The organism is Microvirgula aerodenitrificans DSM 15089 (genome assembly GCF_000620105.1).
Classification (GTDB): Bacteria; Pseudomonadota; Gammaproteobacteria; order Burkholderiales; family Aquaspirillaceae; genus Microvirgula; species Microvirgula aerodenitrificans.
Window position 1 is genome coordinate 159,258 of record NZ_JHVK01000005.1, and the last position, 14,125, is coordinate 173,382.

Below are 14,125 nucleotides of genomic sequence, written 5' to 3' on the forward strand. Positions count from 1 at the left end.
CCGAAAGGCTGCTGTGGCCTCGTCCTTTGCCTTCTTCCCGACCCGTCGTTTCCTGCCGCTTTTCTGCACCCAGTTTCTGGGCGCGCTGAACGACAACCTGCTGAAAACCGCCTTCCTGGTGCTGGTCAGCTATGCCGGGCTGTCCTTCGCCGGCCTGCCGCCGGCGCAGATCGTCAACATGGCCGCCGGCGTGTTCATCCTGCCGTTCTTCCTGTTTTCGGCCACGGCCGGCCGGCTGGCGGAGAAAATCGACAAATCGCGGGTCGCGCACTGGGTCAAGATTGCCGAAGTCGCCATCATGCTGCTGGCCGCCTGGGGCTTCTATACCCACACCGTCGGCGCCCTGCTGACCGCGCTGTTCCTGATGGGCGCCCATTCGACTTTTTTCGGCCCGGTCAAATACGCGGTCCTGCCGCAGCATCTGCGCGAGCACGAGCTGATCGGCGGTAACGGCCTGATCGAAATGGGAACCTTTGTCGCCATTCTGGTCGGCCAGATCGGCGGCGCGCTGATGGTCCAGTCCGGCTCGCACACCACGGTCGGGATTCTGGTCGCGGTCGCCCTCGCCGGCCTGCTGGCCAGCCTGCTGATTCCGGCCGCCCCGGCCCCCGCTCCGAAGCTGCGCCTGTCAGCCAATATCGCCGGCGATACCTGGGTGCTGCTGCGCCGGGTGCGCCGCTATCCGGATGTCGGCTCGGCCATCATGGGCATTTCCTGGTTCTGGCTGCTCGGCGCGGTCTATACCACCCAGTTGCCGACGTTTACCCGGCTGCACCTCGGCGGCGACGCCAATGTGTATACGCTGATTCTGGCGCTGTTCTCGATCGGCATTGCCAGCGGATCGATCCTGTGCGCAAAGCTGTCGGCCGGCCGGCTCCAGCTCGGTCTGGTGCTGCTGGGCGGCGCCGGCATGACCCTGTTCGGCATCGATCTGTTCCTGTCCACCCATGCCCCGTGGCAAGGCCCGCTGCTGTCGATGGCCACTTTCCTGACCAGCCCGGCACACTGGCGCGACATGGCCGACCTGTTTCTGCTCGGCGTGTCCGGCGGCTTCTTCACCGTGCCGCTGTACACCTGGCTGCAGACTGCCGCACCGGAGGATTTCCGTGCCCAGGCCATTGCGGCGAACAATATCGTCAACGGTCTGTACATGGTGGCCGCTACCGTCGCCAGCGCCGTGGTGCTGGCGCTGACCGACAGTATCTCGCTGCTGTTCCTGCTGGTGTCGCTCGGCAATCTGCTCGCCATGCTGCTGCTGTGCCGCCGGGCACCGAGGATCTGGCGCGAACGGCTGGCGTGGATTGGCGGGGCCAGGCAGGCGCCCTGACGCGGCAGGCACGGGTCAGCCGGCGCGCCCCGCCCCGTCGTCCGCGTCGGCATCCCGCGTTGCCGGCCGCACTTCCCACCAGGTGCGGATCACCCAGTCCAGCGGCTGGTAGTAGCGCGGCAGCGTCTTCGGGTAGCCAAAGCGGTTCCAGTAGGCAATGCGGTGCCTGGCCAGGTGCCAGTTCGGCACCATCAGGTAGTCGGCACGCAGCACGCGGTCGAGCGCATGGCTGGCCGTGACCAGCTGTTCGCGATTCTGGAAACGGGTGAACTCGCCAAGCAGGTGATCAACCACCGGGCTCTTCAGCCCGACGGTATTGGTCGACCCGCGCGATTCGGCAGTTTTCGAGCCGAAGAACTCGAACATCTCGTTGCCCGGCGACAGCGACATCGGATAGACGGCCACAGTCATGTCGAAATCGAAATCATCACTGCGCTGCTGGTAGATCGCCGGATCGACCGTCCGCACGCTGAGCAGGATGCCGAGCCGGGCCAGATTCCGCGCGTACGGCGCGATGATGCGCTCATAGGTCTTGGAAAAGGTCAGGAACTCCAGTTCCAGCGGCCGGCCGCGCGCATCGACCCGCTGCGCGCCGCGCATCGGGTAGCCGGCCTCGGTCAGCAGCGCCGCCGCCCGGCGCAGATTGGCGCGCAGCGCCGCCGGCGAGCCATTGTCCGGTGCCGTGACTGCCGGGCCAAAGACCGCTGGCGGCAGTTGCCCGCGATACGGTTCCAGCAGTTTCAGCTCGGCCGCCGACGGCATGCCCTGCGCCGCCAGCTCGCTGTTGGAAAAGTAGCTATTACTGCGCGAGTACTGGTCATAGAACAGCTTGTGGTTGGCCCACTCGAAATCGAAGGCCAGCACCATGGCCTCGCGCACGCGACGGTCCTGGAACGGCGCCCGGCGCAGATTCATCGCGAAGCCCTGCATTCCCTGCGGGTTCTGGTGCGGAAAGGTCGCCTTGACGATGCGGCCATCGTCGAAGCGCTCGCCACGGTAGCCGCGCGCCCACTGCTTGGCGATATTTTCCGACGACACATCGTATTCGCCAGCCTTGAACGATTCCAGTCGCACCGTGTCGTCACGCAGATAGCGGAACACCACCTGGTCGAAATTGAACATGCCGCGCCGGACCGGCAGGTCACGGGCCCAGTAGTCATCACGGCGCTCGAACACGCTCTGCCGGCCAAGCTGATAGCTTTTCAGCCGGTACGGACCGCTGCCGATCGGCGCGATCAGCGTCCGTTCGCCGAGAGGCTTGCCATTGCCCCACTTGCGCGAAAAAATCGGCAGTTCGGCAATGATCATGTGCAGCTCGGCATTGCGCTCGCGAAAGTCGAACCGCACCGTCAGCGGGCCGACCGCCACCGCGCGGGTAATGTCGGCCCAGTAGAAGCGGTAACGCGGGTGGGCCGACTTGTCACGGGTCAGGGCATTGAACGACGCGACCACATCGGCCGCCAGGACCGGGTCGCCATTGCTGAAGCGGGCGCGCGGATTCAGGTGAAAGGTCACCGACTTGCCGTCCGGCGCCAGCCGCATGTCGTCCGCAAGCAGCCCGTACAGCGAGAATGGCTCGTCCAGCGATTTTTCCGCCAGCGTATCGAACATCAGCGCGGCGACGCCAGCCTCCTTGTCGCCCTTCAGCGTAAACGGATTCAGTGTGTCGAAGCTGCCCAGCGCAGGCAGTCGCAGACGCCCTCCCCTGGGCGCGTCGCCGTTCACGTAATCGAACTGGCGGAAGCCGGCCGGGTATTTGGGCGTATAGCCGAGCGCCACCGATGAGGAGGCCATGGCGGCGGGTACGACGCAGGCGAGAGCCACCGTCATCAGGACTGCAGGGAGTAGGCGCATCGGGACCAGGCAGCGGGTTGTGGTCTGACACGCTATAATCGCGCAATTCCAACCGAGAAGGATAGCCAAATGGGATTTCTGCAGGGCAAGAAGATCCTGATCACCGGACTGCTCTCCAACCGTTCCATCGCCTACGGCATCGCCGAAGCCTGTAAGCGTGAAGGCGCTGAACTGGCCTTTACCTATGTGAGCGACAAGCTCAAGGATCGCGTGGCCGATCTGGCGAAGAACGATTTCGGCAGCGAACTGGTGCTGAAGTGCGACGTCACCGTGGACGAGGACATCGACCAGTTGTTTGTCGAGCTCGGCCAGCACTGGGACGGCCTTGACGGTCTGGTCCATGCCATCGCCTTTGCACCGCGCGAATCGCTGGAAGGCAACTTCCTCGACAGCCTGTCGCGCGAGGCGTTCCGCGTCGCGCACGACGTGTCGTCGTACAGCTTCCCGGCGCTGGCCAAGGCCGCGCGTCCGATGATGCAGGGGCGCAATGGTGCACTGCTCGCACTGACCTACCTCGGCGCCGTGCGCGCCGTGCCGCACTACAATGTGATGGGCCTGGCCAAGGCCAGCCTGGAAGCCAGCGTGCGCTTTACCGCGTCGGCAGTCGGCCGTGACGGGATCCGTGCCAACGGCATTTCCGCCGGTCCGATCAAGACCCTCGCCGCTTCCGGCATTTCCGGCTTCTCCAAGTTGCTGAAAATGGCTGCATCCAACTCGCCGCTGCACCGCAACGTGACGATCGAGGAAGTCGGCAACACGGCCGCTTTCCTGCTGTCCGATCTGTCGTCGGGCATTACCGGCGAAATCACCTATGTGGATGCCGGCTATTCGATCAACGCGTTGAACGCGCCTGACGAAGAATAAGTCGCCAGCCCCCGGAAAGGACGCCAGCCCCACAGGCTGGCGTCCTTTGTTTTGTCTGCGGCCGGCTTGAATCTCCATCCCGCCGGCAAAAACTGTTGTCCTTGTTTCAAGCGCGCGTTCCCTGTTTCGATGCCACTCCGGGCCGATATCATCGCGGGCATCGAATTTGCCCGTCAGCACCAAACAGAGGACCCTCCCTTGAACAGATTCAGGATTGGCCACCGCCTGGCCATCGCATTCGGCGCCATTACCTTGTTGCTGATCAGCATGGCCATGCTGGTTATTTTCGGCGTCAGACAAATCGAGCAGGATACGTTGGGCGTTTCCGACAACAGCCTGCCGATGCTGGAAAATGCCTCCCAGCTGGAGATTCTCCAGTTGCGGGAACGCATCCTGCTGCGTGACCTGGTATTGACCAGCGACCCGACATTAATGGTCAGCTACAGCCAGGAATTGAAGCAGTTGCAGGCGGACATGATGAGCCTGTTCAATAAACAGCAAAAACTGCTGGCCCGCTTCGACCGAAGCAGTCCCATTCATGTGCTGGCAGCCAGCATCCGCGACCGGTACCAGGCACTCAAGCCCGCCCAGCTGGACATTCTCAGGCTCGGGCTGGCCAATCGCCATGACGAGGCCACCGCGGCACTGATCAGGCAGAAGCCGCGCCATCTGGAATTGATGCAATTGCTCGAGCAGCTGAATCACCAGTCCTCCGTGCTCGCCAACCAGGGGGCGCTGAATGCCGAGCAGACGGCAGAAGGACTGTTCAGTATTGCCGTCGGCATCTCCGCATTCTGCCTGCTGCTGATGCTGATCATCGCCATCGCCATTACCCGTTCCATCACCCGGCCGCTGGCCCAGGCCGTTGCCAGTGCCGATCGTGTCGCGTCCGGCGACCTGCGCCCGACGGCTGTCGAGGCCGGCCATGATGAAATCGCCGTACTGCTGCACAGGCTGGACAGCATGCGCCTCTCGCTGGTCAAGGCGATCGGCAGCGTGCACCACGGCGTCAGCCGGACCAGCGAACTGGCCGGCAGCCTGTCCACCTCATCCACCCGGGTCGAAACCGCTTCCCATGCCCAGAACGAGGCGGCGGCGGCGACAGCTTCCATCGAGCAACTGACCGTCAGCATCAGCCAGGTCGCGGATACCGCAGCCGACCTGCACCATCATGCACACTCCAGCCATGACACGGCCGGTATCGGCAAGATGCGCCTGCAGGCGCTGATCACGGAGATGGCCGGCGTCACCGGGTCGGTGGATGCGGTATCCAGCACGGTGCTGGCCTTTATCAGCGATACCCGCCGGATCGCCAGCATGACCGGAGAAGTTCGCGATATCGCCGACCAGACCAATCTGCTGGCGCTGAATGCGGCCATCGAGGCCGCACGCGCCGGGGAAAGTGGTCGCGGCTTCGCCGTGGTCGCCGATGAAGTGCGCAAGCTGGCGGAAAAGTCGGCCCACTCGGCCAATGCCATCGCCGCGGTCACGCAGCAACTGGAGCAGCGCTCCAGCCAGCTGGAATCCGCACTGGACAACAGCCGGAACGCGCTTGCCCGCAGTGTGCAGGGCATCGGCCAGGTCGAGACCGCGTTCGACGACTGCGAAGCCGCCGTCAGCGCCACCAGCCGCAGCGCCGATCTGATTGCCGCCTCGGTGCACGAGCAGAAAGTCGCCAGCACGGAGATCGCCCACCACATGGAGCAGGTCGCGCAGATGGCAGAAGAAAACACCGCCATCGTTCATACCGTATCGGGCAACACGCAGGATATGGAGCGTCTTGCCCTCGATCTGAACGAGGCGGTGGCCTGGTTTACCCTGCCGGGCAAGCCGGCATCGGCTTAGCGCTGCGCGTAGACGCGGGTCTTGCCATCAGCGGTAAAGGCAATTACCGCATACGGATGGTTGCCCGGCAGATCCATGCCGGGCGCGCTCTGCGGCATGCCGGGTGCAGCCAGCCCGGCCAGCTTCGGCTTTTCCTTCAGCACGCGGCTCACCAGATCGGCCGGTACGTGTCCTTCGAACACATAGCCGCCGATCTGCGCGGTGTGGCATGAACGCAATGCCACCGGCACATGGTTCTTTTCCTTGACCGGCGTGACGTCATCGAGGGCAACGCTCTTGACCCGGAAACCATTTTTTTCCAGATGCTGCGCCCATTTGTCGCAGCACAGGCAGCCCTGGTTCTTGTACATGGTCACATCGCGCACCGCGGCCTGGGTCAGCGGAGAGGCAAGCAGGAACAGCACCGCCAGCGTGGCGGCAGAGGAAGGGTATTTCATTGGGTGAACTCCTGTTCGGGCGGCATGGCCGGCCCGTTTGTGGCAAGCGCCGGTGCGGTCAGCTGACCGTCCGGCAATCGGCTGGCACGGGAGTTCAGGCCCGGGGCGGGCGCTCGGGCGGTGCCCAGGTACGGCCGGCAGGCAGCGCCGCCACGGCCGCGACAGCAGGCGGCAGCAGTGGCATGACCGTCCCCGGCATGGCGGCCGGCAAGGCCGGCAGTGAAGGCGAACAGCAGTCGGGCTGCGCCGGCGTACGATTCGGACAAGGGGCCGATCCGCATTTCCTGTCATCCATGCCGTCCATGCCGGCATGGGCCGACAGGCCGGCTGCCACGACCGGCATGCGCATCGATGCCGCGTGCACCGGCGCCAGCGCCAGGGCAACGATCAGGCAGAACATGCGCAGCAGGGTCGTCATGATCAGGCTTTTGCGGTCTTCATTTCAGCCGCGCTCTGGTCGAGCAGGCTCTGTGCATCGAAGCCGACCCGCAGGGCGCCCCACGGGCGGCCACCAACCGTCACCGGCAGCGCCAGCTCGGACAGGATTTCGCCGGTGTCGCGCATGTAGGTCTGCAGCAGGAACGGCTGCCGGTTGCGCGCGGAACGCAGCCCGGTCGGGTCGTTGAACATGCGCTTGTCGCGACTGGCCTGCAGGTCGACGGCAGGGTCACCGGTCAGCGGTTGCGAGTTGCGGCTGATATGGGTCGGTGCATAGCCGTTTTCGTCGACCAGCAGCGCAAAGCGGCCACCAGCCACCTCGGCGGTCAGCGCATCGTAGACGACCTGCAGTTCCCGCTCGACGCGGGCGTCGTAGCTGGTGTGGAATTTCTGCGGATTGGTGCCGGCAATCGGCTGGTAGTGGCGGTCGAACAGGTTCAGGCCCTGGGCCTGCCATTCGTTCAGCCGCGCTTCCAGTGCGTCGCGCTGCTGGCGCGACAGCTGCAGGGTGCGGTCGAACTCGCCCTCGCCGATCACGAAGCGGCTGACCAGCTCCTGCACCTGCTCGGTTGCGCTCGACAGGTCGCGCGACACTGCCGCCGAATGCGTGAGCTTGTCGCGCACGCCGGACGACAGTTCGCGGATCTCGCACACATTGGCATTGACCTGGGAATTGTTGCCGGCAAACGTGTGCATGGTGCTGGCAATGTCGGCCAGGCTGGCCGACGTGTGCTCGAAATCGTCGACCATGGTGACGAAGTGATGCGATGCACGGTCGACCACTTCGGTCGCGAACTGGGTGTCGGCAGTGATTTCCAGCGTTTCCTGCTGCGTGGTGACCACCAGCCCGACCATGGTTTCGATATTGCCGGAGATTTCATCGGTGGCGCCGCGCACGCGCTCGGCCAGCTTGCGCACCTCGTCGGCGACCACGGCGAAACCGCGGCCGGATTCGCCGGCGCGCGCGGCCTCGATGGCGGCGTTCAGCGCCAGCAGATTGGTCTGCTCGGCAATTTCCTTGATCAGGTTGAGGATTTCCTTGATCGACGTCGAACGCTGGTTCAGTTCGCTGACGGTCACATTGAAGTGGGCAATGCGTTCGCTGACCGCGCCGATCCGCCTGGCCACCTCGTCCAGTTCGACCCGGGTTTCGCGGGCCAGATTCAGGTTGGCCGCCGTGGTATCGGCAATGCGCAGCGTTTCGCCGGACACCTCGTTGATGCCGGAGGTGTTCTGCTCGCTGGCCGAACCGACCTGGGTGGCCAGCGTCTCCTGCTTTTCCGCCGAGCCGAGCGATTCGTTGACGTTCTTCAGCGAACGCGCCGATTCCATCGCGATGCGGACCGACATCAGCCGCACCTGGCTGATGATTTCGCGGATTTTCTTCAGGAAGCGGTTGTAGGCCTCGGACAGGTCGCGGATTTCGTCATAGGTCATGGCCGGAATGGTGCGCGACAGGTCACCGACGCCTTCGCCGATATCATTGAAGATATCGATGATCATGCGGATCGGCCGTACGATCAGGAAGCGCAGGTACCAGAACATGAAGCCGATAAAGGCGAACGACATCACCCACAGTGCGACGGCGCCATACAGCGCCTGGTCCAGCAGCGACTGGACATCGGCACGGGTGGCGACGGACAGCTGTGCATCCTGCGTCAGCGCGGTACGAATGCCGTCACTGGTGTGCCACACCAGCAACACAAAGCCGAGTTGCAGCACCGAGATGAGGAACAGGCTGCCCAGTTTTCGCGACAGCGAATTCCAGAACGTCTTTTCGACAAAGCGGTATGCCTGCAGGAAACCGTCCATTCTTCCTCCCCCTGCTGTTTTTACTTTGAGAAGCTATTTGACGCATGAATATATAGGATTGTGCTGTTTGCCGCTCGCACAATCCATTCCGCATGGACAAAACTTGCGGGCGGGTTGACCGGCGGCAAGCCCGGCGGCAAGCTTCGGCCTTTTGCAGGGGTATTACATGCGGGCAACCGTTCTGGCAGGCATGGTACTGATGTTCTTCGGCGTGGCTTTCGGCGCATTTGGCGCCCATGCACTCGCCCCGCAGTTGTCGCCACAACAGGCCGGCTGGTGGCATACCGCGGTCCAGTACCAGTTCTGGCATGCCGCCGCCCTGATCGCGCTTGCCGGGCTCGGGCGGCCGCAACTGGCACAGGCGGCCGGCGTGCTGCTGATCGGTACGCTGCTGTTCTGCGGCACCCTGTACGCGATGGCGCTCGGCGCCCCGCTCTGGCTCGGCATGGTCACCCCGGTCGGCGGCACGCTGCTGCTGATCGGCTGGGCACTGGCGATCTGGACCTACCTGCGCTGCCGCTGATCCCGGAACGACAACGCCCCGCGCCAAAGCGCGGGGCGTGAAAAAAGACAGCCGGGGCTGTCTTTTCCGATCGGGGCGATCGCCGTCGATTACGAACGGGCGAACTTGCCGAACTTTTGCTTGAACTTGTCGATGCGGCCTGCCGTGTCCATCACCTTTTGCTTGCCGGTGTAGAACGGGTGGCATTCCGAGCAGACTTCAACGTGGAAGCTGTCTTTGCCCAGCGTGGAACGGGTCTTGAACTTGTTGCCGCAGGAGCAGTTCACTTCCAGGTCGGTGTAATCCGGGTGAATATCGGTCTTCATGATTTTTCCTTGGTGTCGGGTGCAGGGGTTTTGCCTGCACTGCTTTACGAAAGGGGCGCATTGTAGCGGTTTTCGGCCCGCCCGGATAGTCCCCTGGCCAGGCCGTCGCTGCACTGCCGGCCTATGCACGTCTCCATGTGGTGCCTTGCGGGCCATCTTCAAGCACGACATGGTCCGCCGCCAGCTGATCGCGGATACGGTCGGACTCGGCCCAGTTGCGTGCGGCACGGGCCTCGCGGCGCGCGGCGATCAGCGCGTCGATCTGCCCGGCGGACAGCGCGCCTTCCAGCGTCCCGCCCTGCAGGAACTCGCTCGGCTCGCGCTGCAGCAGGCCGAGCACGCCACCCAGCGCCCGCAGCAGGCCGGCATCGGCAGCCGATTTGCTGCGGTTCACCTCGTTGGCCAGCTCGAACAGCACCGCGCTGGCCTCGGCGGTATTGAAGTCGTCATCCATCGCCGCCTTGAAGCGTCGGGCGAAATCGTTGCCGGTCCAGTCGATGTCGACCTGGTCGGCGCCAACCAGCCGCAGCGCGGTATACAGCCGCGACAGCGCCCCTTTGGCGTCTTCCAGGTGGGCATCCGAGTAGTTCAGCGGGCTGCGGTAGTGTGCACGCAGGATGAAGAAGCGCACCACTTCGGCATCGAATTTCTGCAGCACTTCACGGATGGTGAAGAAATTGCCAAGCGACTTCGACATCTTCTCGTTGTCGACGCGGATAAAGCCGTTGTGCATCCAGTAGTTGACGAAGGTGTGATCGTGCGCGCCCTCGCTCTGGGCAATCTCGTTCTCGTGGTGCGGGAACTGCAGGTCGGCGCCGCCGCCATGAATGTCGAAATGGTCGCCGAAATAGTGCTCGTTCATCGCCGAGCACTCGATGTGCCAGCCCGGACGGCCCTGCCCCCACGGACTCGGCCAGGCCGGCTCGCCGGGTTTGGCCGCCTTCCACAGCACGAAGTCCATCGGATCGCGCTTGTTCGGGTCGACTTCGACACGCTCGCCGGCGCGCAGGTCGTCCAGCGACTTGCCGGACAGCTTGCCGTAGCCGGGAAACTCGCGCACCGCGTAGTACACGTCGCCATTCGGCGCCGGGTAGGCACGGCCCTTGTCGATCAGGGTCTCGATCATCGCCTGCATGTCCGGCACGAACTGGGTGGCACGCGGTTCGAAATCCGGCTTGCGCACGCCGAGTGCGGCGGCGTCCTCGTCCATCGCGTCGATAAAGCGCTGGGTCAGGACATTGATCGGTTCCTGGTTCTCGGCCGCGCGGCGGATGATCTTGTCGTCGATGTCGGTGATGTTGCGCACATAGGTCAGGTCATAGCCTTCGGCCCGCAGCCAGCGCGCCACCATGTCGAACACCACCATCACCCGCGCGTGCCCGAGGTGACAGTAGTCGTAGACGGTCATCCCGCAGACATACATGTTGACCTTGCCCGGGTGGATCGGCTTGAAGACTTCCTTTTGACGGGAAAGGGTGTTGTAAAGGTGGAGCATGGTGGGTTCCATCACAGTCGATCGGATCATTGTAACAAAGCTGTCAAGCCCGGCCGGCGGCTAATAATGCGGCGGCACGTCGTCCAGCAGCGAACGCGCCGGGGCATCCGACGGCGATTGCGTGCGCATTTGCTGGTACAGCAGGCGCAGCTGTTGCTGCAGCTGGTCGATCTGCTGTTGCTGGCGGGCCACGCTCAGGTTGAGCGCATCGAGCAGCTCGTCCTGAAACGCGATCCGGACTTCGAGTTCGGACAGGCGGGATTCCATCGGGACACTCCTCGGGAACAGCGGCAGGGAGCGCGATTGTAACGCAGCGCGTCAGCCTGCTGGCAGGGCAGACCGCCGCCGGGTCGCGGTGGGAAGCGCACGGCCCCGCCCCTGCGTCAGTTGCCGGTCCCCGGCACGCCGCGCATCGCCCGTGGCGAATCCACCATGACCGCATCGACGCCAAGGGCGGCTGCGGCACGATAGTCGTCGGCCGTATTGACGCCGATGGCGAGAATCCGCACCGGCGCCACGCTGCGGAAGCAGGCCACCGAGGCCGGCGTCCACAGTGTGGCCCGTACCGGGCTGCGCCCTTCCCCCAGCGTGAACTTTTCCACCACGTCGAGCGCGCGCCGGTACTCGAATGCCGCCCATACCGGTCTGGCCGGTGCATCCACGCACTGCTGCTGCAGCGCGACCTGCGCCAGCCGGCCGCGCGTCGCGTCGCGCGTCTCGAACAGCCTGGCCCGTGGATAGGCAGCAAAGGCCTGCTGATACGCGGCCTCGGTCGAGTACAGCGTGGCCCGGTCCCAGGCATGGGCGTGATCCAGCACCCGGGCCACCGCGTCGGCCTGCGGACCGGCCGGCAGTGCCTTCATGTCCAGCATGACCGGCATGCCGGGCGGCAGGCTGGCCAGCGCTTCGCGCAGCGTGGGGATCGGTACCGGCCGGTCACGATAAGGATAGGTGATGGCGCCCTGGCTGTCGGTGGCCCGGAACTGCCAGCCGGCATTCAGCTGCTGCAGCTGCTCGACGGTCTTGTCGGCCACCGGGCCACTGCCATCGGTATTGGCGGCCAGATCGGCCGGGCGATACAGTACCGGCACGCCATCACGGCTCAGCTGCACGCTCAGCCACATCGCGTCGGCGCCATTGCGCAATGCCGTGCGAATGGCGACCAGGGTGTTTTCCGGCGCGTCGGCCGCGCCGGCGCGGTGAGCCACCAGCAGCGGGCGGGAGCCGGCTGCTGCCGGCGGCGCTTGCGGCGAGCTGCAGGCGCCGAGGCCGATGGCGAGGGCACACAGGGCAATATTGCGATACATCGGGGCGTCCTTTTCATTCAGGATGATGAAGCCCCGAGTGTGACCCGTCCGGCATGCCGGCAACGACTGCAGTACGCTGCCGGCCGGCCGAACTGGCTTTTTTGCAACACCTCCCACCCGCACTTGCCAGCTACTGCATAGCCCGCCGGCGTATCAGAAGCGCAGTGCGGCGCCGATGTACGGGCCGTCAGCCAGCGTGCGGTTGTCACGGCCGTTGTCGAACTCGACCCGGTTGTAGCGATAACCGACGGTCAGTGCCAGCGGCTTGATCGGCACGAAGCGCGCGCCGATTTCGCTGTCGACATAGCTGTGCAGCGTGCCGGACGCCATGCCGCCGCTGGCGCCATAGGCCTGGGCAAAGACGCCGAACGAATTGCCGAGGCCGAGGTCGACCCGGCCACCGATCGGCAGCGCCCACTCGTCATGCCCGGCGACATCGATGTACTCGGCTTTGGCGCCGGCCGTCAGCAGCGCGCTGCCCAGCGGCAGGGAAAAGGTCAGGCCAAGCCCGGCCGTCTGGTCGTCGTCGTCGTGCCGCGAGCTGTGCAGCCAGTCGCCGGTCAGGCCAAAGCCGCCGCTGGTCGGCACGTAGTAGGCGGACTGGAACTCATTGCCGAACTGCGCACCCAATTCCGAAGCCTGGGCTGCGCCCCCGGCCAGGGCCGTACAGAGAATGGCCAGCGTGCTGATCCTGTTCATGACTGATTCCTCGTCGTTGTCGATTGTCGGTTTCCTGATGGATTGCCCGGGCGTCTGTGCACCCGGTGCGGTGGCAATTTTAACGTATCACAGTGTATGTATGTGTTTCCAGGCAGCAGGAAATGCTGCGGAAAATGTAACAAAGCGGATGGCATGCCACGGCCGGCACAAAACGGCATTGGCAACACCATCATGGCAATCCGGCTGTCTGACAGTTTGCGAACAAACCAAGCACTTGCTAGAATCACCCCCACACCAGTCACAGCAACGGTCCGGACAGACCGGTGCGCCAAGGAGAAACGACACTATGCCTACCCCCGGTCAACGCTTCCGCGACGCTGTCGCCAACGAGAAACCGCTGCAGGTCGTCGGCGCCATCAACGCCTACGCCGCGCGGCTGGCTGAACACAGCGGCTTCAAGGCGCTCTATCTGTCCGGCGGCGGGGTGGCAGCCGGCTCGTGCGGCATTCCCGACCTCGGCATCACCACACTGGAAGACGTGCTGATCGACGTCCGTCGCATCACCGACACCACGGATCTGCCGCTGCTGGTCGACATCGATACCGGCTGGGGCGGCGCGTTCAATATCGCCCGCGCCATCCGCTCGCTGGAAAAGGCCGGTGCCGCCGCCGTGCATATCGAAGACCAGGTGCAGCAGAAGCGCTGCGGCCACCGCCCGAACAAGGCCATCGTGCCGCAGGACGAGATGGTCGACCGCGTCAAGGCCGCCGTCGACGCCCGCATTGATCCGTCCTTCGTGATCATGGCCCGCACCGACGCCCTGGCAGTCGAGGGGCTGGAAGCAGCCATTGACCGTGCCCGCGCCTGCGTCGAAGCCGGCGCCGACATGATCTTCCCGGAAGCCATCACCGAGCTGTCGATGTACCGCCAGTTCGCCGAAGCGGTCGGCGTGCCGGTGCTCGCCAATATCACCGAATTCGGCGCCACGCCGCTGTACACCACCAGCGAACTTGCCGCCAATGGCGTCAGCATGGTGCTGTACCCGCTGTCGGCCTTCCGTGCCATGAGCCAGGCCGCCCTGTCGGTCTACGGTGCGATCCGCCGCGACGGCACCCAGCAGAATGTCGTCGACCTGATGCAGAGCCGTGCCGACCTGTACCAGCATCTCGGCTACCACAGCTACGAGCAGAAGCTCGACGCGCTGTTCGCCTCCGGCCGGCAATAACACTTCGCCCGGCGGGCGCCCCGTTCAAACAAC

The 14,125-nt window shown here is 64.5% G+C and carries 14 protein-coding genes; 5 read left to right on the forward strand and 9 right to left on the reverse strand.

What is annotated here, in order from left to right:
- The first annotated feature begins 13 nt into the window (after window positions 1–13).
- Entirely contained in the window at window positions 14–1,327 is a 1,314-nt protein-coding gene (locus Q352_RS0107700; protein ID WP_028498854.1) for an MFS transporter, read from the forward strand.
- A 15-nt stretch (window positions 1,328–1,342) separates the two neighbouring features.
- Here the strand turns inward: Q352_RS0107700 and Q352_RS20210 are convergent, their stop codons facing one another.
- Window positions 1,343–3,157: an extracellular solute-binding protein gene (locus Q352_RS20210; RefSeq protein WP_373280115.1), complete on the reverse strand. Its 1,815-nt coding sequence runs from the start codon at window positions 3,155–3,157 to the stop codon at window positions 1,343–1,345.
- 93 nt (window positions 3,158–3,250) lie between these two features.
- On the opposite strand from Q352_RS20210, the gene fabI reads away from it, so the two are divergent.
- Both fabI and Q352_RS20215 read left to right on the forward strand, forming a co-directional pair.
- Entirely contained in the window at window positions 3,251–4,045 is a 795-nt protein-coding gene (gene fabI, locus Q352_RS0107710; RefSeq protein WP_028498855.1) for an enoyl-ACP reductase FabI, read from the forward strand.
- 198 nt (window positions 4,046–4,243) lie between these two features.
- A complete protein-coding gene (locus Q352_RS20215) occupies window positions 4,244–5,890 on the forward strand; it encodes a methyl-accepting chemotaxis protein (RefSeq protein ID WP_051528762.1) in 1,647 nt (548 codons plus the stop codon).
- Here the strand turns inward: Q352_RS20215 and Q352_RS0107720 are convergent.
- The 3 genes from Q352_RS0107720 to Q352_RS0107730 all read right to left on the reverse strand — a co-directional run bounded on the left by Q352_RS0107720 (window position 5,887) and on the right by Q352_RS0107730 (window position 8,577).
- Window positions 5,887–6,327, reverse strand: coding sequence for a DUF411 domain-containing protein (locus tag Q352_RS0107720; RefSeq protein WP_051528763.1), 441 nt, complete (start codon window positions 6,325–6,327; stop codon window positions 5,887–5,889). The genes Q352_RS20215 and Q352_RS0107720 overlap by 4 nt on opposite strands.
- 94 nt (window positions 6,328–6,421) lie before the next feature.
- Window positions 6,422–6,745, reverse strand: coding sequence for a hypothetical protein (locus Q352_RS0107725; RefSeq protein WP_028498857.1), 324 nt, complete (start codon window positions 6,743–6,745; stop codon window positions 6,422–6,424).
- Window positions 6,746–6,747: 2 nt separating this feature from the next.
- Window positions 6,748–8,577, reverse strand: coding sequence for a methyl-accepting chemotaxis protein (locus tag Q352_RS0107730; protein WP_028498858.1), 1,830 nt, complete (start codon window positions 8,575–8,577; stop codon window positions 6,748–6,750).
- Between the two features lie 166 nt (window positions 8,578–8,743).
- On the opposite strand from Q352_RS0107730, the gene Q352_RS0107735 reads away from it, so the two are divergent.
- Complete coding sequence (locus tag Q352_RS0107735; RefSeq protein WP_028498859.1) at window positions 8,744–9,100, forward strand: DUF423 domain-containing protein; 357 nt, start codon at window positions 8,744–8,746, stop codon at window positions 9,098–9,100.
- Window positions 9,101–9,189: 89 nt separating this feature from the next.
- Here Q352_RS0107735 and rpmE read toward each other — a convergent pair whose 3' ends face one another.
- From rpmE to Q352_RS20220, 5 genes are all read right to left on the reverse strand, one after another.
- Complete coding sequence (gene rpmE, locus Q352_RS0107740) at window positions 9,190–9,405, reverse strand: 50S ribosomal protein L31 (RefSeq protein WP_028498860.1); 216 nt, start codon at window positions 9,403–9,405, stop codon at window positions 9,190–9,192.
- A 121-nt stretch (window positions 9,406–9,526) separates the two neighbouring features.
- Entirely contained in the window at window positions 9,527–10,900 is a 1,374-nt protein-coding gene (gene cysS, locus Q352_RS0107745) for a cysteine--tRNA ligase (RefSeq protein ID WP_028498861.1), read from the reverse strand.
- A gap of 60 nt (window positions 10,901–10,960) precedes the next feature.
- Window positions 10,961–11,167, reverse strand: coding sequence for a SlyX family protein (locus Q352_RS0107750; RefSeq protein ID WP_028498862.1), 207 nt, complete (start codon window positions 11,165–11,167; stop codon window positions 10,961–10,963).
- A 116-nt stretch (window positions 11,168–11,283) separates the two neighbouring features.
- The gene (locus Q352_RS0107755; RefSeq protein ID WP_028498863.1) at window positions 11,284–12,207 is read right to left on the reverse strand and encodes a glycerophosphodiester phosphodiesterase family protein; all 924 of its coding nucleotides are present in this window, start codon (window positions 12,205–12,207) and stop codon (window positions 11,284–11,286) included.
- 153 nt (window positions 12,208–12,360) lie between these two features.
- A complete protein-coding gene (locus Q352_RS20220; protein ID WP_051528764.1) occupies window positions 12,361–12,906 on the reverse strand; it encodes a YfaZ family outer membrane protein in 546 nt (181 codons plus the stop codon).
- Between the two features lie 307 nt (window positions 12,907–13,213).
- On the opposite strand from Q352_RS20220, the gene prpB reads away from it, so the two are divergent.
- Entirely contained in the window at window positions 13,214–14,092 is an 879-nt protein-coding gene (gene prpB / locus Q352_RS0107765) for a methylisocitrate lyase (RefSeq protein WP_028498864.1), read from the forward strand.
- Window positions 14,093–14,125 lie beyond the last annotated feature (33 nt).